The following is a 21,717-nucleotide window of genomic DNA, read 5'->3' as shown; positions in this document are numbered from 1 at the left end:
GATGCTTTGATACGCGCTTGCTTCTTAGCCTTCTCACGAACGCAGATCACGTCCTCAGGGGAAACCTGGAAAGAAGGAATGTTCACAACGCGACCGTTGACCATGATGGCCTTGTGGCTCACCAGCTGACGAGATTCAGCACGGGTAGCACCGAAGCCCATACGGTAAACAACGTTGTCCAAACGACCTTCCAGCAGCTGCAACAGGTTTTCACCGGTGTTACCCTTTTGACGGGCAGCGTCGCGGTAGTAGTTGCGGAACTGTTTTTCCAATACGCCGTAGATACGACGAACTTTTTGTTTCTCGCGCAGCTGAACACCGTAGTCAGACAGACGCGCTTTACGCGCACCGTGTTGACCAGGAACGGTGTCAATCTTGCACTTAGAATCAATCGCACGAACACCAGACTTCAGGAAGAGGTCGGTGCCCTCACGACGGCTAAGCTTAAGCTTAGGACCGATATATCTTGCCATCTTCTTTCTCCAACAATCCTAGACCAAGTAGCTACAGCGTTACACGCGGCGCTTCTTGGGAGGACGACAACCGTTGTGCGGGATCGGAGTCACATCAGTAATGTTAGTGATGCGGAAACCAGCCGCGTTCAGAGCGCGGATGGAAGACTCACGACCGGGACCCGGACCTTTGACCATGACTTCCAGGTTCTTCACGCCGTATTCTTTGGCGATCTCACCAGCACGCTCAGCAGCTACCTGGGCAGCAAACGGAGTGGACTTACGGGAACCACGGAAACCTGAACCACCAGAGGTAGCCCATGACAGAGCATTACCCTGACGGTCAGTAATGGTCACGATTGTGTTGTTGAAAGATGCATGAACGTGCGCAATACCGTCGCTCACTTGCTTTTTAACGCGCTTGCGAGCACGAGTCGGAGTTTTAGCCATTTTCTACCTTCCCGTTACTTCTTGATAGCCTTGCGCGGACCCTTACGGGTACGAGCGTTGGTCTTGGTACGTTGACCACGAACAGGCAGGCTACGACGGTGACGCAAACCACGGTAGCAACCCAGATCCATCAATCGCTTGATGTTCATGGAAATCTGACGACGCAGGTCACCTTCAACGGTGAATTTACCTACTTGTTCACGCAGACTCTCGATCTGAGCTTCGTCCAGGTCTTTGATTTTCACATTCTCAGCGATACCGGCTGCGGCACAGATGGCCTTGGAGCGGGTACGACCGACGCCATAAATAGCAGTCAAAGCGATGACTGCATGCTTATGGTCAGGAATGTTAATGCCAGCGATACGGGCCACTATTCACTCCTACATATAGTAGATTACGACCACCACAAAGCCCGTGAGCGGATACGTGGCGGTCAACCAATACACAACAAAAGTTGGCTGGCTATATTAGCCAGCACAACTATTTGTTGCAAGTACTAACCGTAAAAAATTAGCCTTGGCGCTGTTTATGCTTTGGCTCGCTGCAAATCACACGCACCACACCGTGACGCTTGATGATTTTGCAGTTACGGCAGATTGCCTTAACGGAAGCACGAACTTTCATTGCTTAACTCCGTAACTACGCCGACCTTTAGCGGCCGTAGCCCTTCAGGTTGGCCTTCCTCAGGACATCACCATATTGATGAGACATCATATGGGTCTGAACCTGAGCCATGAAGTCCATGATAACTACCACGATAATCAGCAGCGAGGTGCCACCGAAGTAGAACTGTACGTTCCAGGCAGTCATCAAGAACTGGGGTACCAGACAGATAAAGGTTATATAGAGCGCACCTGCCAATGTCAGGCGAGTCATAACCTTATCGATATAACGTGCTGTCTGCTCGCCCGGGCGGATCCCCGGGATAAAGGCTCCACTCTTCTTCAGGTTGTCTGCTGTCTCGCGGGGGTTAAACACCAGCGCGGTATAGAAGAAGCAGAAGAAGATAATGGCTGCTGCATAGAGCATCTCATACAAGGGCTGACCCGGCTGCAGGACCATAGAGACCTGTTGCAGGATGTCAGCGATCTTGCCCTCGCCCTGACCAAACCAAGAGGTAATGGTCCCTGGGAAGAGGATGATGCTGGATGCGAAAATCGCAGGAATCACACCGGCCATATTCACTTTCAACGGCAGGTGTGTGCTTTGCGCGGCAAATACCTGGCGGCCTTGTTGACGCTTGGCATAGTTAACGACGATACGACGCTGACCACGCTCCACGAACACCACAAAGTAAGTCACTGCGAAAACAATCAAGCCCAGCAACAACAACAGCAGGATGTGCAATTCCCCTTGACGTGCCTGTTCGGCCGTAGCGCCAATGGCATGAGGCAGACCAGCAACGATACCTGTGAAGATAATCAACGAGATACCATTACCAATCCCACGCTCGGTAATCTGCTCACCCAACCACATCAAGAACATGGTACCGGTGACCAGACTCACAACGGCCGTAAAATAGAAGCCCAAACCCGGATGAGTCACGAGTCCTTGCATCATATTCGGCAGACCGGTTGCAATACCAATGGCCTGGAACGTTCCCAAAACCAGCGTGCCCCAACGGGTATATTGGCTAATCTTGCGACGGCCGGATTCACCTTCTTTCTTGAGTTCAGCAAGAGCGGGGTGAACCACAGTCAGCAGCTGGATAATGATCGACGCCGAAATGTACGGCATGATCCCCAGCGCAAGAATAGAAGCACGCGAGAGTGCACCACCACTGAACATGTTGAACATCTCAATGATGGTGCCCTTCTGTTGTTGGAACAACTCGGCCAGTACGGCGGCGTCAATACCAGGAATCGGCACATAAGAGCCTGCACGGAAAACGATAATCGCCCCGAGAACGAAGAGCAGACGGCTCTTCAGTTCACTCAGACCACCCTGTGCTTTAACATCCAATCCTGGTTTCTTAGCCATTGTACTGATTATTCCTCGATTTTACCGCCAGCGGCCTCGATGGCTGCACGTGCACCTTTGGTGACGGACAGACCACGAACGGTCACAGCACGGTCAATGTTGCCAGACAGAACAACTTTAGCGAACACGATGTTTTTAGTAATAACACCGGCTTGCTTCAGAGTGCTCACGTCGACCACATCACCTTCTACCAGGGCGATTTCGTTCAGGCGCACTTCGGCAGAAACCAAAGATTTGCGGGAGAAGAAACCGAACTTCGGCAGACGGATTTTCAAAGGCATCTGGCCGCCTTCGAAACCGTTGCGGACTTTGCCGCCACCGGAACGAGAGGTTTGACCTTTAACACCACGACCACCGGTCTTGCCCAGACCAGAACCGATACCACGGCCCGGACGGTGCTTAACGCGCTTGGAGCCAGCGGCCGGAGACAGAGTATTCAGACGCATGCTTAGCCCTCCACCTTAACCATGTAATAAACCTGGTTGATCATGCCGCGTACGCAGGGAGTATCTTCCAGCTCAACGGTGTGACCAATGCGACGCAGACCCAGACCACGCAGAGTCGCCTTGTGCTTTGGCAGACGGCCGATAGAGCTGCGAGTTTGAGTTACTTTTACAGTGTTAGCCATGTCGCATTACCCCAGAATTTCTTCAACGCGCAGACCACGCTTGGCAGCGATCTGGGCCGGGGATTGACCCTGTACCAGAGCGTCGACAGTTGCGCGAACAACGTTGATTGGGTTGGTGGAACCGTAGGTCTTGGCCAGCACGTTGTGGATACCAGCAACTTCCAGAACAGCACGCATGGCGCCGCCTGCAATGATACCAGTACCTTGAGAGGCCGGCTTCATGAACACGGTGGAACCGGAGTGAACACCACGCACCGGGTGGTGCAGAGTGCCGTTGTTCAGCTCAACCTTGTTCAGGTTACGCTTAGCCTGTTCCATCGCTTTTTGAATTGCGGCCGGAACTTCACGGGCTTTACCGTAACCGTAACCTACACGGCCGTTACCATCACCCACCACGGTCAACGCGGTGAAGGACATGATACGACCACCTTTAACAGTTTTCGAAACACGGTTTACTGCAATCAGCTTTTCTTGCAGTTCGCCGGCTTGAGATTCGACTTTAGCCATCTTCGACTCCTAGCTTAGAACTGAAGACCAGCGTCACGTGCAGCAGCTGCCAGAGCAGCGATGCGACCGTGATACTTGAAACCGGAACGATCGAAAGATACGTTCTGAACGCCTTTGGCAATAGCACGCTCAGCGATTGCTTTACCTACCGCGGTCGCTGCATCAGCGTTACCGGTGTATTTAATAGCTTCACTGATGGCTTTCTCTACTGTGGAAGCAGAGGCCAGAACTTCGGAACCGTTGGCTGCAATAACCTGCGCATAGATATGACGCGGGGTACGGTGAACAACCAGACGGGTAGCTCCCAGTTCCTGCATCTTTTTCCGAGCACGAGTAGCACGACGGAGACGAGCTGCTTTCTTGTCCATAGTGTTACCTTACTTCTTCTTAGCTTCTTTAGTACGCACTTGCTCGTTGGCATAGCGTACACCCTTGCCCTTGTAGGGCTCCGGAGCGCGGTAAGCACGGATATCGGCGGCGACTTGGCCAACCAGCTGCTTGTCGACACCACGCAGAACGATTTCTGTGGCAGTCGGGCACTCAGCGGTCACACCAGCCGGCAGCGCATGCTCTACCGGGTGAGAGAAGCCCAGAGCCAGCGCAACAGCATTGCCCTTGATGGAGGCTTTATAACCTACACCAACCAGCTGCAGCTTGCGCTCGAAGCCTTGGGTAACACCGATTACCATGTTGTTGACCAATGCACGGGCAGTACCGGCCTGAGCGTCAGCACCAGCGATGCCGTCGCGCGGGGCGAACTTCAGTACATTGTCTTCTTTGGTCACTTCTACACCGGCGTGAATAGAGCGAACCAGAGAACCTTTACCACCTTTGATGGACAGTTCCTGGCCGTTCAGAGTCACCTCTACGCCAGCAGGAATAGTGACGGGTGCCTTAGCAACACGAGACATTTCCTACCTCCTATTAAGCGACGTAGCAGATGATCTCACCGCCCATGCTTGCTTTGCGGGCAGCACGGTCAGTCATCACACCTTTAGACGTGGACACGATAGCAACACCGAGACCGCCCATAACTTTCGGCAGATCAGTAGTGCGCTTGTAAATACGCAGGCCGGGACGGCTCACGCGTTGGATCAGTTCTACAACTGGCTTGCCCTGGAAATATTTCAGTTCAATTTCCAGTTCCGGCTTCACGTCACCAGCTACGGAGTAGCCAGTGATGTAACCTTCTTCTTTCAGCACTTTGGCGATAGCCACTTTCAGCTTGGAAGAAGGCATGGAAACCGCAACTTTGCTCGCCGCCTGACCGTTACGGATGCGGGTCAGCATATCCGCGATCGGATCTTGCATGCTCATAAGTCTAACTCCCGAGATTCGTTACCAAGAAGCCTTCTTCAGGCCCGGAATTTCGCCCTTCATGGCATGCTCACGCACCTTGATGCGGGACAGGCCAAACTTGCGCAGGAAACCGTGCGGACGACCAGTAATATTGCAACGGTTACGCTGGCGGGACGGACTGGAATCACGGGGCAGCTGTTGCAGTTGCAGGACAGCATCCCAACGCGCTTCTTCAGAAGCGTTCATATCAACAATGATAGCTTTCAGCTCGGTTCGCTTGGAGGCGAACTTGGCTACCAGCTTCGCACGCTTTGCTTCACGTGCTTTCATGGAAGTTTTAGCCATAACCCTAACCTTACTTGCGGAATGGGAAGTTAAAGGCAGCCAGCAGAGCACGGCCTTCTTCATCGGTATTCGCGGAAGTGGTGATGGTGATATCCAGACCACGGACGCGATCGACCTTGTCATAGTCGATTTCCGGGAAGATGATTTGCTCACGCACGCCCATGGAGTAGTTACCACGACCGTCGAACGCTTTAGCGTTCAGGCCACGGAAGTCACGGATACGCGGTACGGAGATGCAAATCAGCCGTTCCAGGAACTCCCACATACGCTCGCCACGCAGGGTTACTTTACAACCTATCGGGTAGCCTTCACGAATCTTGAAGCCCGCAACAGATTTGCGAGCTTTGGTGATCAGCGGCTTCTGACCGGAAATGGCAGCCATATCGGCAGCAGCATTTTCCAGCAATTTCTTGTCAGAGATCGCTTCACCAACACCCATGTTCAGGGTGATTTTCTCGATCCGAGGGACTTGCATGATAGTCTTGTAACCGAACTGTTTGGACAGTTCATTTACTACATCGGATTTGTAGTAATCATGCAGTTTCGCCATCGTTAAACTCCAATTACTTCACAAGTTCGCCGGTGGATTTGAAGAAACGGACTTTTTTGCCGTCTTCAATCCGGAAACCAACGCGGTCAGCCTTGCCAGTGGCAGAGTTGAACAGCGCTACGTTAGATACATCGATGGGGGCTTCTTTGGTGACGATACCGCCAGCCTGACCCAGTGCGGGTACCGGCTTCTGGTGCTTCTTCACCTGGTTGATGCCTTCCACGATTACCTTACCTTTTGCAATCAGGACTTGAGTGACTTTGCCACGCTTGCCCTTGTCTTTGCCGGTAAGAACAATCACTTCGTCTTCGCGACGGATTTTAGCTGCCATCGTTCGACTCCTTACAGTACTTCGGGTGCCAGGGACACAATCTTCATGAACTTCTCATTACGCAGTTCACGAGTCACCGGGCCAAAAATACGAGTACCGATTGGCTGTTGGTTGTTGTTAAGCAACACAGCCGCATTGTTGTCGAAACGGATGACAGAGCCGTCCGGACGACGAACGCCTTTACGGGTGCGTACGACCACCGCGTTATACACATCACCTTTCTTCACTTTACCGCGAGGAATGGCTTCCTTGATGGAAACCTTGATGATGTCGCCGATGCCGGCGTAACGGCGGTGCGAACCACCCAGAACCTTAATACACATTACACTGCGAGCGCCGGAGTTGTCGGCAACACCCAGCATACTTTGCATCTGGATCATCTTAGTGCTCCGCTTTGTTTACTTCTTATCCCTCTCGGGATCTGGCTGCCTTCAAAAGGCGCGAAACTATAACACAGGATTTTTAGAAAAGGTAGCCTAAAAAACAAACGGCCCCGCTAAGGGGCCGTTTGGACTACAAAGTACCGATTAGGCCTTTTCTACAACGGCAACCAGGGTCCAGGACTTGGTCTTGGACAGCGGGCGGCATTCGCGGATTTCCACGAGGTCGCCAGCTTTGCATTCGTTGTTTTCATCATGTACGTGCAGCTTGGTAGTGCGCTTGATGATCTTACCGTAGATCGGGTGCTTTACCTTGCGCTCGATAGCAACAGTGATGGACTTGTCCATCTTGTCGCTGATTACACGACCTTGCAGAGTACGGATCTTGTCAGTCATTACGCACCTGCCTTCTCAGTCAGTACAGTCTTGATACGTGCGACGTCACGACGCACTTGTTTCAGAGTGTGAGTCTGAGCCAGCTGGCCGGTGGAAGCTTGCATGCGCATGTTGAATTGCTCACGCAGCAGACCCAGCAGCTCCTGGTTCAGTTCTTCGACGCTCTTTTGACGCAGATCTTGGGCTTTCATCACATCACCGTCTTAATTACGAAAGTGGTCTGAACGGACAGCTTAGCTGCGGCCAGGGCAAACGCTTCACGCGCCAGAGCCTCAGGTACACCATCCATCTCGTACAGAACCTTGCCAGGCTGGATCGGGCAAACCCAGTATTCCACGTTACCCTTACCTTTACCCATACGAACTTCGAGGGGCTTTTCGGTGATGGGCTTGTCCGGGAACACACGGATCCAGATCTTGCCTTGACGCTTAACGTGACGGGTCATGGCACGACGGGCTGCTTCGATTTGACGAGCAGTCAGTTGACCACGGGATGTCGCCTTCAGGCCAAAGGTACCGAAGGATACTTCGTTACCAGAGTTGGCCAGACCGCGGTTACGACCCTTGTGGGTCTTGCGGAATTTAGTACGCTTTGGTTGCAACATTTACCGAATCTCCTTACTTAGCAGCGCGGCGCTTGTTGTCACGCTTGGGCTTTGCAGGAGCTTGCTCTTGAGCAGCAGCGGCATTAACAGCAGCCAGACCGCCCAGAACTTCGCCCTTGAAGATCCAAACTTTAACGCCGATCACACCGTAAGTGGTGTGGGCTTCAGAAGTTGCGTAGTCGATGTCGGCACGCAGGGTGTGCAACGGCACACGACCTTCACGGTACCATTCGGTACGCGCGATTTCAGCGCCGCCCAGACGACCGGAAACTTCCACTTTGATGCCCTTGGCACCCAGGCGCATTGCGTTCTGTACGGCGCGCTTCATAGCACGACGGAACATTACACGACGCTCCAGCTGGGAAGTGATGCTGTCGGCAACCAGTTTGCCATCCAGCTCCGGCTTGCGGACTTCGGAAATGTTGATCTGAGCAGGCACGCCAGCAATTGCGGCTACAGCTTTGCGCAGTTTCTCAACGTCTTCGCCTTTCTTACCGATCACAACACCCGGACGAGCGGTGTGAATGGTCACACGGATGCTCTTGGCCGGACGCTCGATGGTGATCTTGGACAAGGACGCGTTTTTCAGTTCCTTGGTCAGGAACTGGCGTACTTGAAAATCGCTGTACAGGTTGTCAGCGAAGTCTTTGGTGTTCGCGAACCAGGTAGAATTCCAAGGCTTGGTAATACCCAGGCGAATGCCATTAGGATGTACTTTCTGACCCATTGCTTATCTCCCAGCCTTAGCGTCGGATACCACTACGGTGATGTGAGCGGTACGCTTGAGGATACGATCCGCACGACCTTTGGCACGCGGACGGATGCGCTTCATGGAGGGACCTTCGTCGACCATGATAGTAGCAACACGCAGCGCGTCGATATCGGCGCCTTCGTTGTGCTCAGCGTTTGCAATGGCAGATTCCAGCACTTTCTTCACCAGAGCTGCAGCCTTTTTCGGGCTGAAGGTCAGGATGTTCAGAGCCTTGTCTACGGACAGACCACGTACTTGATCGGCTACCAGACGAGCTTTCTGGGCAGAAGTACGGGCATAACGGTGTTTAGCGATAGCTTCCATCATTTATCCCTTAGCGCTTCTTAGCCTTCTTATCAGCAGCATGGCCGCGATAAGTACGAGTCGGTGCGAATTCACCCAGTTTGTGACCGATCATTTCTTCGGTAACGAAAACCGGAACGTGCTGACGACCATTATGGACAGCGATGGTCAAACCGATCATGTTCGGGATGATCATTGAACGACGGGACCAGGTCTTAACCGGCTTTTTATCCCCGCTTTCCACCGCTTTCTCTACCTTCTTCAGCAAGTGCAGGTCAATAAATGGACCCTTCTTGAGAGAACGTGGCATGGTGATTCCTCTATGTTAACAATTACTTGTTACGACGACGTACGATGTACTTGTCGGTACGCTTGTTCTTACGGGTCTTGAAGCCTTTAGCCTTCTGGCCCCATGGGGACACAGGCTGCATGCCCTTGTTGCGACCCTCACCACCACCGTGCGGGTGGTCGACCGGGTTCATCGCCATACCGCGAACGGTCGGACGAATACCACGCCAGCGGTTTGCACCGGCTTTACCCAGTTGACGCAGCATGTGCTCGGAGTTACCAACTTCACCGATGGTGGCGCGGCACTCGGCCAGAACTTTACGTACTTCGCCGGAACGCAGACGCAGAGTTACATAGTTACCTTCACGAGCCAGGATCTGGATGAAAGTACCAGCGGAACGAGCCAGCTGGGCACCTTTACCAGGCTTCATCTCAACAGCGTGAACGGTAGAACCGACCGGGATGTTGCGCATCGGCAGGGTGTTACCTACCTTGATTGCGGCATCAGCACCAGAAGCGATTGCATCACCAGCTTTCAGGCCTTTCGGAGCCAGGATGTAACGACGCTCACCGTCTGCATACAGCACCAGGGCGATGTTTGCGGTACGGTTAGGATCGTATTCCAGGCGCTCTACTTTGGCCGGGATACCGTCTTTGTCGCGCTTGAAGTCGACGATACGGTAGTGTTGCTTGTGACCACCGCCGATGTGACGGGTGGTGATGCGGCCGTTGTTGTTACGACCACCGGACTTGTCTTTCTTGTCCAGCAGAGCTGCAAAGGGCTTGCCCTTGTACAGGTCTTGGTTGACGATCTTGACGACGTGGCGGCGGCCCGGAGAAGTAGGCTTGCACTTAACGATTGCCATTTTTCAGAACTCCTCTTACTCGGCTGCGCCCATGAAGTCGATGTCCTGACCAGCTTTCAGGGTCACATAAGCCTTTTTCCAATCGGAACGACGGCCTACGCGTGCACCTGCGCGCTTGGTCTTACCCTTCATGTTCAGGGTACGGACGGTCTCAACTTCGACCTCGAACAGTTTCGCAACTGCAGCTTTGACTTCCGCCTTGGTGGCATCAACAGCAACTTTGAACACGATAGTGTTCTGCTTTTCTGCGACCATGGTGCTCTTTTCAGAGATGTGCGGAGCCTTCAGAACTTTCAGCAGACGCTCTTCACGGATCATGCCAGCATCTCCTCGATTTGCTTAACTGCGTCAGCAGTCATCAGAACCTTGTCGAAAGCGATCAGGCTGACCGGGTCGATACCGGCAACGTCACGCACGTCAACTTTGTACAGGTTACGAGCAGCCAGGAACAGGTTCTCATCGACTTCAGCAGTCACGATCAGAACGTCAGTCAGTTCCATTTCTTTCAGCTTGGCGATCAGTTCTTTGGTCTTCGGAGCTTCGATGCCGAACTTCTCAACAACGATCAGGCGCTCTTGACGTACCAGCTCGGACAGGATGCTACGGATAGCGCCGCGGTACATCTTCTTGTTTACTTTCTGGCTGTGATCTTGCGGCTTAGCTGCAAAAGTCACACCACCGGAACGCCAAATGGGCGAACGGATGGAGCCAGCACGGGCACGACCAGTACCCTTCTGACGCCACGGCTTTTTGCCGCCACCAGACACTTCAGAGCGAGTCAGCTGCGCACGAGTACCCTGACGGGCACCAGCGGCATAAGCAACGACAACCTGGTGAACCAGAGCTTCGTTGAATTCGCGCCCGAAGGTAGTCTCGGAAACTTCAAGAGCGCTCTTGGCGTCTTTCATTACCAATTCCATTACTATCTCCTCAGACGTTACGCTTTGACGGCAGGTTTAACGATCACGTTGCCGTTGGTTGCACCCGGTACTGCGCCTTTGATGAGCAGCAGGTTGCGTTCAGCGTCAACACGAACCAGTTCCAGGTTCTGAGTCGTTACACGCTCAGCACCCATGTGACCAGCCATCTTTTTGCCCTTGAATACACGGCCCGGGGTCTGGTTTTGACCGATGGAGCCAGGTACACGGTGGGACAGAGAGTTACCGTGGGTCATATCCTGGGTGCGGAAGTTCCAGCGCTTAACAGTACCGGCAAAACCTTTACCCTTGGATGTGCCGGTAACGTCTACCAGCTTAACGTCAGCGAGAAGATCTACTTTCAGCTCGCTACCAACAGTGAAAGTTTCACCGTTGTTCAGGCGGAATTCCCACAGACCGCGACCGGCTTCTACACCAGCTTTGGCGAAGTGGCCAGCTTCCGGCTTGGTTACACGGCTGGCTTTCTTGGCGCCAGTGGTAACCTGAATAGCGTTGTAGCCGTCGGTTTCTACAGATTTGACCTGAGTTACACGGTTAGCTTCAACTTCGATAACAGTCACCGGGATAGAAACGCCATCTTCAGTGAAGATGCGAGTCATACCCACTTTGCGACCTACAAGACCGATTGTCATTGTTATCAACCTCTTTCCGTAATTAACCCAGGCTGATCTGGACGTCTACACCAGCTGCCAGATCCAGACGCATCAGGGCGTCAACGGTCTTGTCAGTCGGCTCAACGATGTCTACCAGACGCTTGTGAGTGCGGATCTCGTACTGATCACGCGCATCTTTGTTGACGTGCGGGGAGATCAGGACGGTGAAGCGCTCTTTGCGAGTCGGCAGCGGAATAGGACCGCGAACCTGCGCGCCGGTGCGCTTTGCAGTTTCAACGATTTCCGCAGTGGATTGATCGATCAGGCGATGATCAAAAGCCTTCAGGCGGATACGGATTCTTTGGTTCTGCATTGACAGAGCTCCAATAGATAAAAGAACATAAATCAACACCGCCCGACCGAGATTACTCCCGCCAGAGGTGTGATTTTTCACGTTTCCTCCCATATCGGGAGGACTGTATGGCTGGCCCCCGCAAGCGGGAAACTCAGCAAGCAGACATATCGTCTGGCTTACCTCATGGGTAAGCGGAGAGGATTATACGGATTTTTTCAATTTGCGCAAGAGAAGGCGAACAGATTGTGCGCAATTTTATGTGACAGATGGATCTCGCCAACAACTGGGCAAGCCTTTGCCTGGCAGGGGTAACGACAATGTTGCAGACAGGCTGGTAGACTGTGCGCCGGCCTGCGTCATCGGAACGACACCCCATGCTCAAAGATCAGAAAAAAGCCTATCAATATGGACTCTGCGCCGTCGCCCTCTGGTCGACGGTCGCCAGCGCCTTCAAGATCTCCCTCGCCTACTTTGAACCTGTACAGCTGCTGCTGGTCGCGGCCTGCACCTCGACCCTGACGCTGGGGGTGATCGTGGCCTGTCAGGGCAAACTGCCGCTGCTGCTCGGCTACATCAAGAGTCGCCCCCTCTACTATCTGGCACTGGGAGTGCTCAACCCCTTCTTCTATTACCTGCTGCTGTTCAAGGCGTATGACCTGCTGCCCGCCCAGCAGGCACAGACCCTCAACTACACCTGGGCCATCACCCTCAGTCTGCTGGCGGTGCCCTTCCTCGGTCAGAAGCTGCGCCGCCGCGACGGAGTCGCCATCGTGCTCGGCTACTTCGGCGCGCTGGTGATCGCCACCAGGGGGGATGTATTCGGTCTGCAGTTCGACAGCCCCCTCGGCGTCACGCTGGCGCTGGTGTCGACCCTGATCTGGGCCGGCTACTGGATCCTCAACACCCGCAATCAGGGCGACCCCATCGTCAGCCTGCTGCTCGGCTTCCTCATCAGCCTACCCTTTATCGTTGCGGCAACCTGGCTGCTCTCGGACTTTTCCATGACCGCCTGGCAGGGGTGGGCCGGCGCCATCTACGTGGGGCTATTCGAGATGGGCTTCGGTTTCGTGCTCTGGTTGATGGCGCTGCGCCACGCCACCAACACGGCCCCCATCAGCAACCTCATCTTCATCTCGCCGTTTGCTTCGCTGGTACTGCTCAACCTGCTGATCGGCGAAACCATCCACCCCGCCACCCCCATCGGGCTGGCGCTCATCGTCGCCGCCCTGCTGATCCAGCAGCTGAAATATGGCAGGCGCTACCGCAAGACCAGCGAGCCGCAAGCCTGACATGCAAAGGGCGTATCCACGGATACGCCCTTCGTTCAATCAATCCACTCCAGCGGCTGGTTCTTGGGCAGCCGGATCTCCACCAGCAAGCCCCCCAGCTCGGAGCGCCCCAACCTGATGGTGCCATGATGCTGGGACACTATCTTGGCGACGATGGCCAACCCCAGGCCGCTGCCGCTGCCGGTACGGGCCTCGTTGCCCTGGGTGAAGGGCTTGAGCACCCGGTAGTAATCCTGCTCCGGAATGCCGGGGCCGTCATCCGACAGACGCAACCGCACCCAGTGACCATCATCCTTGAGCTCGGCCTGCAGCCGGCTCGCACCGTAGCGCAGCGAATTGCCCGACAGGTTGTTGAGGATGCGGCGGATGCTGATGGGGTTGCAGGCCACCCGTACCGCCTCGGCCGGCAACTCGAGCTCCACCTCCAGTCCCTGATCGGTCTGTACCAGCAAGCTGTCGTGGATCAGCTGGGTCAGGTCGATCTGCTGGGTATCCAGCCCCTCGTCCGGCCGAATGTAGTCGATGAACTGATCGATGATGCCGTTGGACTCGTCAATGTCCGCGTTGATGCTCTCCTTGAGGTACTCATCGCCAGAGGACATCATCTCGGTCGCCAGCCGGATACGGGTCAGCGGGGTACGCAGATCGTGGGAGACGCCCGCCATCATCAGGTTGCGCTCCTCGATCAGGCCCTTGATGGAGCTCGACATGTGATTGAAGGTGCGAGTCAGCCGACGCACCTCCCGCGAACCCTGCTCCCCCAACGCATCGGGGAAATTGCCACGCGCCACCGCCACGGCCCCCGCCTCCAGATCCTCCAGCGGCCTTACCAGCTGACGGGCAAAGCGCCAGGCGGCGAACAGGGTCACCACCAGCAGCACGCTCATGTAGAGGATCAGCGGCTCGATGTCGTCATCTTCGATCTCGGTCAGCGGGATGCGCACCCACACCTTATTGGCCTGGGGCGGCTGGATCCAGATGATGTAGTGATCCTGGATCTCGACCCTGACCTTGGTCTTGCCCCCCAGCTCGCGGCTGATGCTCTCTTCCAGATAGGTGTAGGGCTTGGACTCGTTGAGCCCGTGCTGCTCCGCCTCGGTCTGGGTATAGATGTCGCTGCCGGTCGCCACATAGACCAGCGCCTCGGCATCTTCACTCAGCGCCAGCTGGTTGCTCTCGACCGGGAAGATGAGCTTGACCTGGTTGGCCAGCAGGTGGCTGATCTGCTTGACGGTCGGCGCCAGCAGATAGTTGTAGAAGGTGGCATAGGAGACAAACTGATAGACCACCAGCACGGCGGCCAAAAACCAGAGCATGCGGGAGAACATGCTGCTCACTTTCTTCATTCGCAGTCACCGTCCGGCACGAACACATAGCCCAGACCCCAGACGGTCTGCAGATAACGGGGCTGCGCCGGATCCTGCTCCAGCAGGCGACGCAGGCGGGAGACCTGCACGTCGATGCTGCGCTCGGTGGCGGTGTATTCACGACCGCGGGCCAGGTTCATCAGCTTGTCGCGGGAGAGAGGCTCGCGCGGATGGCTCACCAGCACCTTGAGCACGGCGAATTCACCGCTGGTCAGTGCAACCGGGTCACCATCGCGGCTCAGCTCGCGGGTCGCCAGGTTGAGCTGATAGCTGCCAAAGCTCACTACCTTCTCGGCGGTGGAGGGGGCCCCCGGCAACTCGACGGTGTGCCGGCGCAGCACGGCGCGGATCCGGGCCAGCAGCTCACGGGGGTTGAACGGCTTGGGCAGGTAATCATCGGCACCCATCTCGAGCCCGACGATGCGGTCCACCTCATCCCCCTTGGCGGTCAGCATCAGTACCGGGATCTGGTTGCCAGCCTCGCGCAGGCGGCGGCAGATGGAGAGGCCGTCTTCCCCCGGCAGCATCAGATCCAGCACCATCAGGCTGAAGTTCTCACGGGTCAGCAGGCGGTCGGCCTGTTCGCCATTGGCGACGCCCCGAACCACGAACCCCTGTTCGGTCAGGTAGCGCTCCAGCAGGGAACGTAATTTCAAATCATCGTCGACGACCAGAACCTTGTATTGCTGACTCATTGCTTGCCTCTCCTCTCGATATGCTGCCAATACTAGAGCTCGGGCTCGTAACGGCCAAGCCTAAATATGTTACCGGTTATTGCCCATTCAGCCGATTTTGCGCCCCTTCCCCCCGTGTCTCATCACTCAGGCATCCCCTCAGACGCCCCAGTTTTTGCTCGACAGCAAGGCGACAACGGATAAGATCTGCCGAGCCATAAGAGGCTCATCAGCCCCACTGACACAGGTAACGACCGATGAAGACCAAGCTGATCACCCGTGAAGGCTACAACAAGCTCAAGCAGGAGCTCGATTTCCTCTGGCGCGAGGAGCGCCCCGAGACCACCCGCAAAGTGGCCTGGGCGGCCAGCCTCGGTGATCGCAGCGAGAATGCCGACTACCAATACAACAAGAAGCGGCTGCGAGAGATCGACCGGCGGGTCCGTTATCTGCGCAAGTGCCTCGAGGAGCTGGGGATCGTCGACTACTCCCCCGCCCAGGAGGGCAAGGTCTTTTTCGGTGCCTGGGTCGAGGTGGAAAACGAGGAGGGAGAGACCAAGCGCTTTCGCATCGTCGGCTATGACGAGATCTTCGAGCGCAAGGATTACATCTCCATCGACTCCCCCATGGCCCGCGCCCTGCTCAAGAAAGAGGTAGGCGACGAGGCCATAGTGCGTACGCCAGTCGGTGACGCCTGCTGGTACATCAATGAGATCAGCTATCCCAAATAAGCCAGCGCCGACCCAGACGGCCAAATCGGCTGACGAGGCCAGGAGAGACCGAGCATGTCCGCCCACCGGGTATGACAAGCGTCGTTTTTGCCGGGGTGGCATCCCGCTGCCCGACCCCATATAGTGCTCACACCCGGCGCCTTGCGGCGCCAACCGGCCCGCGCGGCAGTGGTCCGGCTGGTACCTTGAGTACCGCCAGGACAGACCCCCTGCCCGGCGACATCGCCTCGCGCCTGCCCGTTGACCAGGACCCGACCAAGAGACCCTCGATGCAAAGCCACGTAATAGAACATCAGATTGCCGGTGAGCTGAATGCCCGCCCGGAACAGGTGCAGGCCGCCGTTCGCCTGCTGGACGAAGGCGCTACCGTCCCCTTCATCGCCCGTTACCGCAAAGAGGTGACCGGCGGTCTGGATGACAGCCAGCTGCGTACCCTGGAGAGTCGCCTCGGCTACCTGCGCGAACTGGCGGATCGCCGCCAGGTGATCCTGCGCTCCATCGAAGAGCAGGGCAAACTGACCCCGGAACTGGCCCGCGAGCTGAACGACGCCGACAGCAAGACCCGGCTGGAAGACCTCTACCTCCCCTACAAGCCCAAGCGGCGCACCAAGGGGCAGATGGCCATCGAGGCGGGATTGGAGCCACTGGCCGACCTGCTGCTGAGCGACCCGCTGAAAGATCCCGAGCAGGAGGCGGTTCGCTTCCTCAATGCCGAGCAGGGGATCACCGACGGCAAGGCCGCCCTCGACGGTGCCCGCTACATCCTGATGGAGCGCTTCGCCGAGCAGGCCGACCTGCTGGAGAAGCTGCGCGACTACCTGTGGCACAACGCCACCCTGCGTGCTCGCGTGGTGACCGGCAAGGAGCAGGAAGGGGCCAAGTTCAAGGACTACTTCGAGCATGACGAACCGCTGCACAAGGCCCCCTCCCACCGGGTGCTGGCCATGCTGCGCGGTCGCAACGAGGGTGTGCTCAATCTGGCGCTGGTCGCGGGTGACGATGAGGGTGCCAGCCCCTGCGAAGGGATCATTGCTCATCACCTCAAGCTCAACCTGCAAAATCGTCCGGCCGACAAGTGGCTTCAAGGGGTGGTGAGCTGGACCTGGAAGATCAAGCTCTCCTTGCAGATGGAGACCGAGCTGATCGGCCGCATCCGCGAGTCAGCAGAAGACGAGGCGATCAAGGTATTCGCCATGAACCTCAAGGATCTGCTGATGGCAGCGCCGGCGGGCATGCGCTGCACCATGGGGCTGGATCCGGGCATCCGCACCGGGGTCAAGGTGGCGGTGGTCGATGCCACCGGCAAGCTGGTCGATCACGCGACCATCTATCCGTTCGAACCCAAGCGTCAGGTTGACCAGAGTCTCAAGACCCTGAGCGAGCTGTGCCAGAAGCACAGGGTCGAACTCATCAGCATCGGCAACGGCACCGCCTCGCGGGAAACCGACCGCCTGGTGAGCGATCTGTTCGAGCGCTACCCGGCCGCCAAGGCGCAGAAGATTGTGGTGAGTGAAGCAGGGGCCTCGGTCTACTCCGCCTCCGAGCTCGCCTCCCAGGAGTTCCCTGATCTCGACGTCTCCATTCGTGGCGCCGTCTCCATCGCCCGCCGCCTGCAGGATCCGCTGGCCGAGTTGGTCAAGATCGATCCCAAGAGCATAGGTGTCGGCCAGTACCAGCACGACGTCGGCCAGAGCCAACTGGCCCGCCGGCTCGATGCGGTGGTCGAGGATTGCGTGAACGCAGTCGGGGTGGATGTGAATACCGCCTCGGTCGCCCTGCTCAACCGGGTTTCCGGCCTCTCCCAGACCCTGGCCCAGAACATCGTCGCCTACCGGGATGAGAACGGCGCCTTCCAGCATCGTCAGCAGTTGCTGAAAGTGAGTCGGCTCGGGCCCAAGGCATTCGAGCAGTGCGCCGGCTTCCTGCGCATTCGCGGCGGCAGCAATCCGCTGGACGGTTCAGCGGTGCACCCGGAATCCTACCCTGTGGTGGAGCGGATCCTCGCCAAGCTGGAGCAGACCGTGGACAGCCTGCTCGGCAACAGCAGCCTGCTGCGCACCCTCAAGCCCACCGACTACACCGACGAGCAGTTCGGGGTGCCTACCGTCACCGACATCATCGGTGAGCTGGACAAGCCAGGCCGCGACCCGCGCCCCGAGTTCAAGACTGCCACCTTCAAAGAAGGGGTAGAGAAAATCAGCGATCTGGTGCCCGAGATGGTGCTGGAGGGGGTGGTCACCAACGTCACCAACTTCGGCGCCTTCGTCGACATCGGCGTCCATCAGGACGGGCTGGTGCACATCTCCTCCCTGACCGATCGCTTCGTCAAGGATCCCCGCGAGGTGGTCAAGGCCGGTGACATCGTCCGGGTCAAGGTGCTGGAGGTCGACGTACCGCGCAAACGCATCAGTCTGACCATGCGTCTGGATGAAAAAGCCGGCCAGCCGGCACGCAAACCGGCCGAGCCGCGCCACACCGGCAATGCCAAGCCGAAGCAGGCACCGCGTCAGAGCCCCCCGGCCGATGGCGCCATGGGCAACGCCTTCGCGGCTGCCCTGTCGAAACTGAAGAAATAAGCCCCCGGAATGCAAAAAGCCCCTCGCGGGGCTTTTTTGTCGCTGTTGTGCGGCCTTATTGGGCCAGAGCAGCCAGAATGGCGTCAGCCTCCCGATGGGCTGCCAGCACTTCCCGCAGCCGATTGAATGCCTTGCAGGCCTCTTGCGGATACTTGCCATAGGAAACCACGCCGGTATGGCTCCAACCTGCTGCCAGCATCACCTTCTTCTTGAAATGGGTGCCTTCGGTGCCGCCCCCGCCGAGCTGCATCAAGAACTGCTCCATCTGGAGGTGCGGCGGTGGTACACGGGAGAAGGTGGCAAAATCTTCCGGTTTGACTTCATCAAAGTGCATGACGACTCCTGTGAGCGTGGATGGGATTACCCCTCAGATTAGTTGCAAATGCCTGCTCGCGAGGGAAAAAACCGGACGGAAAGACGGTGGAAACCTCAGACACTCAGGTTCAGGTTCTGCTGGGCCGCTGGCTTGACTGCCTGCTGATAACGCTGGGCGATGACCTGGTTGCGCTGCTCCATGTAGCCGTTCAGCACGCCCGTCTTGGCGCTGCCATCGGCAGCCAGGGCGGTATCAGGGTCGGATGAGAGCAGCGCCTTGCGGGCCTGTGCCTCCTTGGCCGCAGCACTTCTGGCCACGCTCAGATCCTGAGAGGAGGGCTCGGCAGGCGCCAGTGCGGCGGCCCGCACCTGTTGCATCTTGGCGATGGTGGCTCTGGGATCACCGGGGATGGTCCCGATGTCGATGGAGACGCCACCGCCGGTCGCGTAACGCTTGCCATCCGGCCCCATGGCGAATTCATAGGTAGGGCTGCCGGCATACTGACCACCGGTGCTCTGGTGCGCCTGCTCGTGAGTGCGCACCTCCTGATCCCTGTCGGCCAGCTCCTTGACCTGCAGCTCCTGCTTCTGTTGTTGCTCCTGCTGCTTGGGATCCTGCTGTTTGTTGCGCTGACCATCCTCACCGGCGGCCTCGACAAAGCGGTTGTCGATCGCCGCCTGCGGGTTGCTGGTCTGGGCACCGTCTCGTGCCTGCTGGGAAGTCTGATTGGGATTGGCCTGGCTGGCTCTGGACTTCTCTTTCTGGGAGCCGACTTCGGACTCGGCGTTGAAAGCCTCGCTCTGGCGGCTCTGGGGGATGAGTGCCGCGCGACGATTGTCAGTGCGTGCCGATTCCGTCTGCGGTTGCAGCTGGTTGGGAATGATGGTCGGCAGACTGACATTGATGTTCATGTCACACCCGGATGTCGATCAGGGTTCCCATCATGTCGCTGGCGGTCTGGATCACCTTGGCAGAGGCGCCGGCCTGCACCTCGGCACTCTTGAGGTTCACCAGTTCTTCGGGCAACTGCACCTTGTCACCGCTCGGGGTATTGAGCCTGGCGATCTGGCTGGACGCCTTGTCGGCGATCTGCTCCGCACGCTGAAAGCCTTGCACACCGCTGTTCAATGCTGAATCTATACGCATGACAACTCTCCTCTGACACTGGATTAATTATCCGCCACGCCAGAGGATTAATGAAGCAAATTGGCTATTTTTCAACCTACAAAATGTTCAATGATTTCAATGAACTGCTGTGGATGGGAAATAAAGGGCGCGTGTGAGGCCTTTTCCAGCACCACACTCCGGCTGCTTGGGTAACGCTCGTCCAGCAGAGGGATCGATGCCTTGGGCACCAGCGAATCCAGCCGACCGTAGACTCGCAGCCAAGGCAGGCTCAATGGTGTTAGCTCATCGCGCAGATCGACCTCGGCCAGCAAACCGAGTCCGGCCTCCAGCGCGGCCAGCTGTGGAGCGGGCCGCTCCGCCAGCCAGTGGCGCAACTGGCGGATGTCGTCCCTGGCGTGTTCGCTGCCCATGGCCTGGATCGCCAGGAAGCGTTCTATGGTCTGCTTGAAGTCCCCTGCCAGCATCTGGTTGAAACCGGCCAGTACCTTGGGGGCGATCCCTGGCCATTCGTCACGGGCCATGAAACAGGGGGAGCTGGCCACCGTGATGAGAGAGTGCAGTCGCTCGGGATGGCTCAAGGCCAACTGGCTTGCCACCAGGCCACCGAGGGACCACCCCAGCAAATGGCACTGCTCCGGCAGGATGGCTGCCACCTCTTCAGCCAGCCAGGGCAGACTGTACTCCACCTCGCCTGCCAGCGGACTGTTGCCAAAGCCGGGCAGATCCACCAGATGGACGCGATAGCGAGACGCCAGGGCCGGCACAATGCCATGCCAGACCGCGCCATTCATTCCCCATCCGTGCAACAACACCAGATCGGGCCCCTGACCAAACCGCTCAACCGATACGCTCATCTAGACTCAGATCCTGTTCACTCTGTTGGGGTCAGCATGTTAAAGCGGCTGCTCGCCAAAGCAAGTCCGATCCTCGGCCGCCATGCCGACTGGCAGGGCAACTGCCTGCTCTGCCAGCAGCCTTGCGATGTTGACCCCTTGCTGTGCAGCTGGTGCCGGCAGGCACTGCAGCAAGCTGACCACACCTGCCGCTTGTGTGCAGCTCCCTTGCCAGCAATGCATGAAGAACGCCTGCCGATCTGCGGTCGCTGCCAGCGCAGGCCGCCGCCATGGGAGCGGCTGCAGGTCATCGGTGACTACCGGCCACCCTACCCCATGCTGATCCCCCGGTTGAAGTATTCCGGCCAGATCCTGCTGGCCCCGCTGCTCGCCCGACTGCTTGCCGATCATCTGGATCTCAGCGATCCGCCAGAGGCCATCATTCCGGTACCGCTGCACTGGTGGCGCCAATGGTGGCGCGGCTTCAATCAGGCGGAAGAGATAGCCCTCACTCTCAGCGAGCTGACCGCCATTCCTTGCAACAACCGCCTGCTGCGCCGGGTCAGGGCAACCGCGCAGCAAACCAAGCTCAGTGCCGGCCAACGGCGGCGCAATCTGCGCGGCGCCTTCCAGATCAGGCCCCACGCCTATCAACACGTGGCGCTGCTCGATGATGTGGTCACCACGGGCGCGACCGCCGGCCATCTCACCCGTTTGCTCCATGAGAGCGGAGTCACAAAGGTGGAAGTGTGGGCCGTCTGTCGTACCCTCAAGCATCTCAAGTAAC

36 protein-coding genes (1 of these 36 running past the window's edge) are annotated in these 21,717 nt (G+C 57.2%); 4 read left to right on the top strand and 32 right to left on the bottom strand.

Annotated elements, in window-relative coordinates:
• From rpsD to rpsJ, 26 genes are all read right to left on the bottom strand, one after another.
• Window positions 1–473, bottom strand: the 5' portion of a protein-coding gene (rpsD, locus tag AHA_RS01650) for a 30S ribosomal protein S4 (protein ID WP_011704319.1). The gene continues 148 nt to the left of window position 1, outside the view; 473 of the gene's 621 nt are visible here — the first part of the coding sequence; the start codon lies at window positions 471–473; the stop codon falls past the left edge of the window.
• 39 nt (window positions 474–512) lie between these two features.
• Window positions 513–902 (bottom strand): 30S ribosomal protein S11, encoded by a 390-nt coding sequence (gene rpsK, locus AHA_RS01645; RefSeq protein ID WP_005319702.1) that lies wholly within the window; start codon window positions 900–902, stop codon window positions 513–515.
• A gap of 14 nt (window positions 903–916) precedes the next feature.
• A complete protein-coding gene (gene rpsM / locus AHA_RS01640) occupies window positions 917–1,273 on the bottom strand; it encodes a 30S ribosomal protein S13 (protein WP_005307991.1) in 357 nt (118 codons plus the stop codon).
• 139 nt (window positions 1,274–1,412) lie between these two features.
• On the bottom strand, window positions 1,413–1,526 hold the full coding sequence (gene rpmJ / locus AHA_RS01635; RefSeq protein WP_005319705.1) for a 50S ribosomal protein L36: 114 nt from the start codon (window positions 1,524–1,526) through the stop codon (window positions 1,413–1,415).
• A gap of 27 nt (window positions 1,527–1,553) precedes the next feature.
• On the bottom strand, window positions 1,554–2,882 hold the full coding sequence (secY, locus tag AHA_RS01630) for a preprotein translocase subunit SecY (protein ID WP_010672567.1): 1,329 nt from the start codon (window positions 2,880–2,882) through the stop codon (window positions 1,554–1,556).
• Between the two features lie 8 nt (window positions 2,883–2,890).
• Window positions 2,891–3,328: a 50S ribosomal protein L15 gene (gene rplO, locus AHA_RS01625; RefSeq protein WP_005307987.1), complete on the bottom strand. Its 438-nt coding sequence runs from the start codon at window positions 3,326–3,328 to the stop codon at window positions 2,891–2,893.
• A 2-nt stretch (window positions 3,329–3,330) separates the two neighbouring features.
• Window positions 3,331–3,510: a 50S ribosomal protein L30 gene (rpmD, locus tag AHA_RS01620; RefSeq protein WP_005307985.1), complete on the bottom strand. Its 180-nt coding sequence runs from the start codon at window positions 3,508–3,510 to the stop codon at window positions 3,331–3,333.
• 6 nt (window positions 3,511–3,516) lie between these two features.
• Window positions 3,517–4,017, bottom strand: a complete 501-nt coding sequence (gene rpsE, locus AHA_RS01615) for a 30S ribosomal protein S5 (protein WP_011704318.1) — start codon at window positions 4,015–4,017, stop codon at window positions 3,517–3,519.
• Between the two features lie 14 nt (window positions 4,018–4,031).
• The gene (rplR, locus tag AHA_RS01610; protein ID WP_011704317.1) at window positions 4,032–4,385 is read right to left on the bottom strand and encodes a 50S ribosomal protein L18; all 354 of its coding nucleotides are present in this window, start codon (window positions 4,383–4,385) and stop codon (window positions 4,032–4,034) included.
• A gap of 9 nt (window positions 4,386–4,394) precedes the next feature.
• Window positions 4,395–4,928 carry a 50S ribosomal protein L6 gene (rplF, locus tag AHA_RS01605; protein ID WP_005307981.1) on the bottom strand — a complete coding sequence of 178 codons (534 nt, stop codon included), beginning with the start codon at window positions 4,926–4,928 and terminating at the stop codon, window positions 4,395–4,397.
• Window positions 4,929–4,941: 13 nt separating this feature from the next.
• Window positions 4,942–5,334, bottom strand: coding sequence for a 30S ribosomal protein S8 (rpsH, locus tag AHA_RS01600; RefSeq protein WP_011704316.1), 393 nt, complete (start codon window positions 5,332–5,334; stop codon window positions 4,942–4,944).
• A gap of 21 nt (window positions 5,335–5,355) precedes the next feature.
• Window positions 5,356–5,661, bottom strand: a complete 306-nt coding sequence (gene rpsN, locus AHA_RS01595) for a 30S ribosomal protein S14 (protein ID WP_011704315.1) — start codon at window positions 5,659–5,661, stop codon at window positions 5,356–5,358.
• A gap of 10 nt (window positions 5,662–5,671) precedes the next feature.
• Window positions 5,672–6,211 (bottom strand): 50S ribosomal protein L5, encoded by a 540-nt coding sequence (gene rplE / locus AHA_RS01590; protein ID WP_005331162.1) that lies wholly within the window; start codon window positions 6,209–6,211, stop codon window positions 5,672–5,674.
• 13 nt (window positions 6,212–6,224) lie between these two features.
• Window positions 6,225–6,542, bottom strand: coding sequence for a 50S ribosomal protein L24 (rplX, locus tag AHA_RS01585; RefSeq protein WP_005307977.1), 318 nt, complete (start codon window positions 6,540–6,542; stop codon window positions 6,225–6,227).
• Window positions 6,543–6,553: 11 nt separating this feature from the next.
• The gene (rplN, locus tag AHA_RS01580; protein WP_005307975.1) at window positions 6,554–6,922 is read right to left on the bottom strand and encodes a 50S ribosomal protein L14; all 369 of its coding nucleotides are present in this window, start codon (window positions 6,920–6,922) and stop codon (window positions 6,554–6,556) included.
• 147 nt (window positions 6,923–7,069) lie between these two features.
• Window positions 7,070–7,318 carry a 30S ribosomal protein S17 gene (gene rpsQ / locus AHA_RS01575; RefSeq protein WP_005307966.1) on the bottom strand — a complete coding sequence of 83 codons (249 nt, stop codon included), beginning with the start codon at window positions 7,316–7,318 and terminating at the stop codon, window positions 7,070–7,072.
• Window positions 7,318–7,509 carry a 50S ribosomal protein L29 gene (rpmC, locus tag AHA_RS01570; RefSeq protein ID WP_005307965.1) on the bottom strand — a complete coding sequence of 64 codons (192 nt, stop codon included), beginning with the start codon at window positions 7,507–7,509 and terminating at the stop codon, window positions 7,318–7,320. The genes rpsQ and rpmC overlap by 1 nt, the downstream gene beginning before the upstream one ends.
• Window positions 7,509–7,922 carry a 50S ribosomal protein L16 gene (gene rplP / locus AHA_RS01565; RefSeq protein ID WP_005307963.1) on the bottom strand — a complete coding sequence of 138 codons (414 nt, stop codon included), beginning with the start codon at window positions 7,920–7,922 and terminating at the stop codon, window positions 7,509–7,511. The genes rpmC and rplP overlap by 1 nt, the downstream gene beginning before the upstream one ends.
• Before the next feature lie 13 nt (window positions 7,923–7,935).
• Window positions 7,936–8,649, bottom strand: a complete 714-nt coding sequence (gene rpsC, locus AHA_RS01560) for a 30S ribosomal protein S3 (protein WP_005331168.1) — start codon at window positions 8,647–8,649, stop codon at window positions 7,936–7,938.
• 3 nt (window positions 8,650–8,652) lie between these two features.
• Window positions 8,653–8,997 carry a 50S ribosomal protein L22 gene (rplV, locus tag AHA_RS01555; protein WP_011704314.1) on the bottom strand — a complete coding sequence of 115 codons (345 nt, stop codon included), beginning with the start codon at window positions 8,995–8,997 and terminating at the stop codon, window positions 8,653–8,655.
• Between the two features lie 10 nt (window positions 8,998–9,007).
• Window positions 9,008–9,286: a 30S ribosomal protein S19 gene (gene rpsS, locus AHA_RS01550; RefSeq protein WP_005307960.1), complete on the bottom strand. Its 279-nt coding sequence runs from the start codon at window positions 9,284–9,286 to the stop codon at window positions 9,008–9,010.
• 22 nt (window positions 9,287–9,308) lie between these two features.
• A complete protein-coding gene (rplB, locus tag AHA_RS01545; protein WP_005307957.1) occupies window positions 9,309–10,130 on the bottom strand; it encodes a 50S ribosomal protein L2 in 822 nt (273 codons plus the stop codon).
• 15 nt (window positions 10,131–10,145) lie between these two features.
• Window positions 10,146–10,448 (bottom strand): 50S ribosomal protein L23, encoded by a 303-nt coding sequence (rplW, locus tag AHA_RS01540; RefSeq protein WP_005307955.1) that lies wholly within the window; start codon window positions 10,446–10,448, stop codon window positions 10,146–10,148.
• Window positions 10,445–11,050 (bottom strand): 50S ribosomal protein L4, encoded by a 606-nt coding sequence (rplD, locus tag AHA_RS01535; protein ID WP_005340616.1) that lies wholly within the window; start codon window positions 11,048–11,050, stop codon window positions 10,445–10,447. The genes rplW and rplD overlap by 4 nt, the downstream gene beginning before the upstream one ends.
• A gap of 17 nt (window positions 11,051–11,067) precedes the next feature.
• Window positions 11,068–11,700 (bottom strand): 50S ribosomal protein L3, encoded by a 633-nt coding sequence (gene rplC, locus AHA_RS01530; protein ID WP_010672559.1) that lies wholly within the window; start codon window positions 11,698–11,700, stop codon window positions 11,068–11,070.
• 22 nt (window positions 11,701–11,722) lie between these two features.
• A complete protein-coding gene (gene rpsJ, locus AHA_RS01525) occupies window positions 11,723–12,034 on the bottom strand; it encodes a 30S ribosomal protein S10 (RefSeq protein WP_005307944.1) in 312 nt (103 codons plus the stop codon).
• Between the two features lie 356 nt (window positions 12,035–12,390).
• On the opposite strand from rpsJ, the gene AHA_RS01520 reads away from it, so the two are divergent.
• Window positions 12,391–13,305, top strand: coding sequence for a DMT family transporter (locus AHA_RS01520; RefSeq protein ID WP_011704312.1), 915 nt, complete (start codon window positions 12,391–12,393; stop codon window positions 13,303–13,305).
• A 35-nt stretch (window positions 13,306–13,340) separates the two neighbouring features.
• On the opposite strand, the gene envZ is transcribed toward AHA_RS01520, so the two are convergent.
• Both envZ and ompR read right to left on the bottom strand, forming a co-directional pair.
• On the bottom strand, window positions 13,341–14,651 hold the full coding sequence (gene envZ, locus AHA_RS01515) for a two-component system sensor histidine kinase EnvZ (protein WP_017410611.1): 1,311 nt from the start codon (window positions 14,649–14,651) through the stop codon (window positions 13,341–13,343).
• The gene (gene ompR / locus AHA_RS01510; protein ID WP_011704310.1) at window positions 14,648–15,367 is read right to left on the bottom strand and encodes an osmolarity response regulator transcription factor OmpR; all 720 of its coding nucleotides are present in this window, start codon (window positions 15,365–15,367) and stop codon (window positions 14,648–14,650) included. Before ompR ends, envZ begins: the two co-directional genes overlap by 4 nt.
• Window positions 15,368–15,603: 236 nt before the next feature.
• Here ompR and greB point away from each other — a divergent pair, with 236 nt between their 5' ends.
• Together greB and AHA_RS01500 are read left to right on the top strand one after the other, a co-directional pair.
• Entirely contained in the window at window positions 15,604–16,077 is a 474-nt protein-coding gene (gene greB, locus AHA_RS01505) for a transcription elongation factor GreB (protein WP_011704309.1), read from the top strand.
• Between the two features lie 269 nt (window positions 16,078–16,346).
• Window positions 16,347–18,653 (top strand): Tex family protein, encoded by a 2,307-nt coding sequence (locus AHA_RS01500; RefSeq protein ID WP_164927512.1) that lies wholly within the window; start codon window positions 16,347–16,349, stop codon window positions 18,651–18,653.
• Between the two features lie 55 nt (window positions 18,654–18,708).
• On the opposite strand, the gene AHA_RS01495 is transcribed toward AHA_RS01500, so the two are convergent.
• The 4 genes from AHA_RS01495 to bioH all read right to left on the bottom strand — a co-directional run bounded on the left by AHA_RS01495 (window position 18,709) and on the right by bioH (window position 20,951).
• Window positions 18,709–18,987 carry a hypothetical protein gene (locus tag AHA_RS01495; RefSeq protein ID WP_011704307.1) on the bottom strand — a complete coding sequence of 93 codons (279 nt, stop codon included), beginning with the start codon at window positions 18,985–18,987 and terminating at the stop codon, window positions 18,709–18,711.
• 95 nt (window positions 18,988–19,082) lie between these two features.
• Complete coding sequence (locus tag AHA_RS01490; protein ID WP_011704306.1) at window positions 19,083–19,880, bottom strand: putative metalloprotease CJM1_0395 family protein; 798 nt, start codon at window positions 19,878–19,880, stop codon at window positions 19,083–19,085.
• A 1-nt stretch (window position 19,881) separates the two neighbouring features.
• Complete coding sequence (locus AHA_RS01485; protein WP_011704305.1) at window positions 19,882–20,115, bottom strand: flagellar basal body rod C-terminal domain-containing protein; 234 nt, start codon at window positions 20,113–20,115, stop codon at window positions 19,882–19,884.
• Window positions 20,116–20,186: 71 nt separating this feature from the next.
• The gene (bioH, locus tag AHA_RS01480; RefSeq protein WP_011704304.1) at window positions 20,187–20,951 is read right to left on the bottom strand and encodes a pimeloyl-ACP methyl ester esterase BioH; all 765 of its coding nucleotides are present in this window, start codon (window positions 20,949–20,951) and stop codon (window positions 20,187–20,189) included.
• 36 nt (window positions 20,952–20,987) lie between these two features.
• On the opposite strand from bioH, the gene AHA_RS01475 reads away from it, so the two are divergent.
• Entirely contained in the window at window positions 20,988–21,716 is a 729-nt protein-coding gene (locus AHA_RS01475) for a ComF family protein (RefSeq protein WP_011704303.1), read from the top strand.
• The last annotated feature ends 1 nt before the right edge of the window (window position 21,717 follow it).

Source organism: Aeromonas hydrophila subsp. hydrophila ATCC 7966, from assembly GCF_000014805.1.
In the GTDB taxonomy this organism is placed as follows: Bacteria; Pseudomonadota; Gammaproteobacteria; order Enterobacterales; family Aeromonadaceae; genus Aeromonas; species Aeromonas hydrophila.
Note: the sequence above shows the minus strand (reverse complement) of the source record. Positions and strands in the feature narration are given on the sequence as shown.

Excerpts from the sequence above, each read along its gene's own strand:
- rpsK (WP_005319702.1), bottom strand. The coding sequence starts at position 902 with ATGGCTAAAACTCCGACTCGTGCTCGCAAGCGCGTTAAAAAGCAAGTG.
- rpmJ (WP_005319705.1), bottom strand. The coding sequence starts at position 1,526 with ATGAAAGTTCGTGCTTCCGTTAAGGCAATCTGCCGTAACTGCAAAATC.
- secY (WP_010672567.1), bottom strand. The coding sequence starts at position 2,882 with ATGGCTAAGAAACCAGGATTGGATGTTAAAGCACAGGGTGGTCTGAGT.
- rplO (WP_005307987.1), bottom strand. The coding sequence starts at position 3,328 with ATGCGTCTGAATACTCTGTCTCCGGCCGCTGGCTCCAAGCGCGTTAAG.
- rpmD (WP_005307985.1), bottom strand. The coding sequence starts at position 3,510 with ATGGCTAACACTGTAAAAGTAACTCAAACTCGCAGCTCTATCGGCCGT.
- rpsE (WP_011704318.1), bottom strand. The coding sequence starts at position 4,017 with ATGGCTAAAGTCGAATCTCAAGCCGGCGAACTGCAAGAAAAGCTGATT.
- rplR (WP_011704317.1), bottom strand. The coding sequence starts at position 4,385 with ATGGACAAGAAAGCAGCTCGTCTCCGTCGTGCTACTCGTGCTCGGAAA.
- rplF (WP_005307981.1), bottom strand. The coding sequence starts at position 4,928 with ATGTCTCGTGTTGCTAAGGCACCCGTCACTATTCCTGCTGGCGTAGAG.
- rpsH (WP_011704316.1), bottom strand. The coding sequence starts at position 5,334 with ATGAGCATGCAAGATCCGATCGCGGATATGCTGACCCGCATCCGTAAC.
- rpsN (WP_011704315.1), bottom strand. The coding sequence starts at position 5,661 with ATGGCTAAAACTTCCATGAAAGCACGTGAAGCAAAGCGTGCGAAGCTG.
- rplE (WP_005331162.1), bottom strand. The coding sequence starts at position 6,211 with ATGGCGAAACTGCATGATTACTACAAATCCGATGTAGTAAATGAACTG.
- rplX (WP_005307977.1), bottom strand. The coding sequence starts at position 6,542 with ATGGCAGCTAAAATCCGTCGCGAAGACGAAGTGATTGTTCTTACCGGC.
- rplN (WP_005307975.1), bottom strand. The coding sequence starts at position 6,922 with ATGATCCAGATGCAAAGTATGCTGGGTGTTGCCGACAACTCCGGCGCT.
- rpsQ (WP_005307966.1), bottom strand. The coding sequence starts at position 7,318 with ATGACTGACAAGATCCGTACTCTGCAAGGTCGTGTAATCAGCGACAAG.
- rpmC (WP_005307965.1), bottom strand. The coding sequence starts at position 7,509 with ATGAAAGCCCAAGATCTGCGTCAAAAGAGCGTCGAAGAACTGAACCAG.
- rplP (WP_005307963.1), bottom strand. The coding sequence starts at position 7,922 with ATGTTGCAACCAAAGCGTACTAAATTCCGCAAGACCCACAAGGGTCGT.
- rpsC (WP_005331168.1), bottom strand. The coding sequence starts at position 8,649 with ATGGGTCAGAAAGTACATCCTAATGGCATTCGCCTGGGTATTACCAAG.
- rplV (WP_011704314.1), bottom strand. The coding sequence starts at position 8,997 with ATGGAAGCTATCGCTAAACACCGTTATGCCCGTACTTCTGCCCAGAAA.
- rpsS (WP_005307960.1), bottom strand. The coding sequence starts at position 9,286 with ATGCCACGTTCTCTCAAGAAGGGTCCATTTATTGACCTGCACTTGCTG.
- rplB (WP_005307957.1), bottom strand. The coding sequence starts at position 10,130 with ATGGCAATCGTTAAGTGCAAGCCTACTTCTCCGGGCCGCCGCCACGTC.
- rplW (WP_005307955.1), bottom strand. The coding sequence starts at position 10,448 with ATGATCCGTGAAGAGCGTCTGCTGAAAGTTCTGAAGGCTCCGCACATC.
- rplD (WP_005340616.1), bottom strand. The coding sequence starts at position 11,050 with ATGGAATTGGTAATGAAAGACGCCAAGAGCGCTCTTGAAGTTTCCGAG.
- rplC (WP_010672559.1), bottom strand. The coding sequence starts at position 11,700 with ATGACAATCGGTCTTGTAGGTCGCAAAGTGGGTATGACTCGCATCTTC.
- rpsJ (WP_005307944.1), bottom strand. The coding sequence starts at position 12,034 with ATGCAGAACCAAAGAATCCGTATCCGCCTGAAGGCTTTTGATCATCGC.
- AHA_RS01520 (WP_011704312.1), top strand. The coding sequence starts at position 12,391 with ATGCTCAAAGATCAGAAAAAAGCCTATCAATATGGACTCTGCGCCGTC.
- envZ (WP_017410611.1), bottom strand. The coding sequence starts at position 14,651 with ATGAAGAAAGTGAGCAGCATGTTCTCCCGCATGCTCTGGTTTTTGGCC.
- ompR (WP_011704310.1), bottom strand. The coding sequence starts at position 15,367 with ATGAGTCAGCAATACAAGGTTCTGGTCGTCGACGATGATTTGAAATTA.
- greB (WP_011704309.1), top strand. The coding sequence starts at position 15,604 with ATGAAGACCAAGCTGATCACCCGTGAAGGCTACAACAAGCTCAAGCAG.
- AHA_RS01500 (WP_164927512.1), top strand. The coding sequence starts at position 16,347 with ATGCAAAGCCACGTAATAGAACATCAGATTGCCGGTGAGCTGAATGCC.
- AHA_RS01495 (WP_011704307.1), bottom strand. The coding sequence starts at position 18,987 with ATGCACTTTGATGAAGTCAAACCGGAAGATTTTGCCACCTTCTCCCGT.
- AHA_RS01490 (WP_011704306.1), bottom strand. The coding sequence starts at position 19,880 with ATGAACATCAATGTCAGTCTGCCGACCATCATTCCCAACCAGCTGCAA.
- AHA_RS01485 (WP_011704305.1), bottom strand. The coding sequence starts at position 20,115 with ATGCGTATAGATTCAGCATTGAACAGCGGTGTGCAAGGCTTTCAGCGT.
- bioH (WP_011704304.1), bottom strand. The coding sequence starts at position 20,951 with ATGAGCGTATCGGTTGAGCGGTTTGGTCAGGGGCCCGATCTGGTGTTG.
- AHA_RS01475 (WP_011704303.1), top strand. The coding sequence starts at position 20,988 with ATGTTAAAGCGGCTGCTCGCCAAAGCAAGTCCGATCCTCGGCCGCCAT.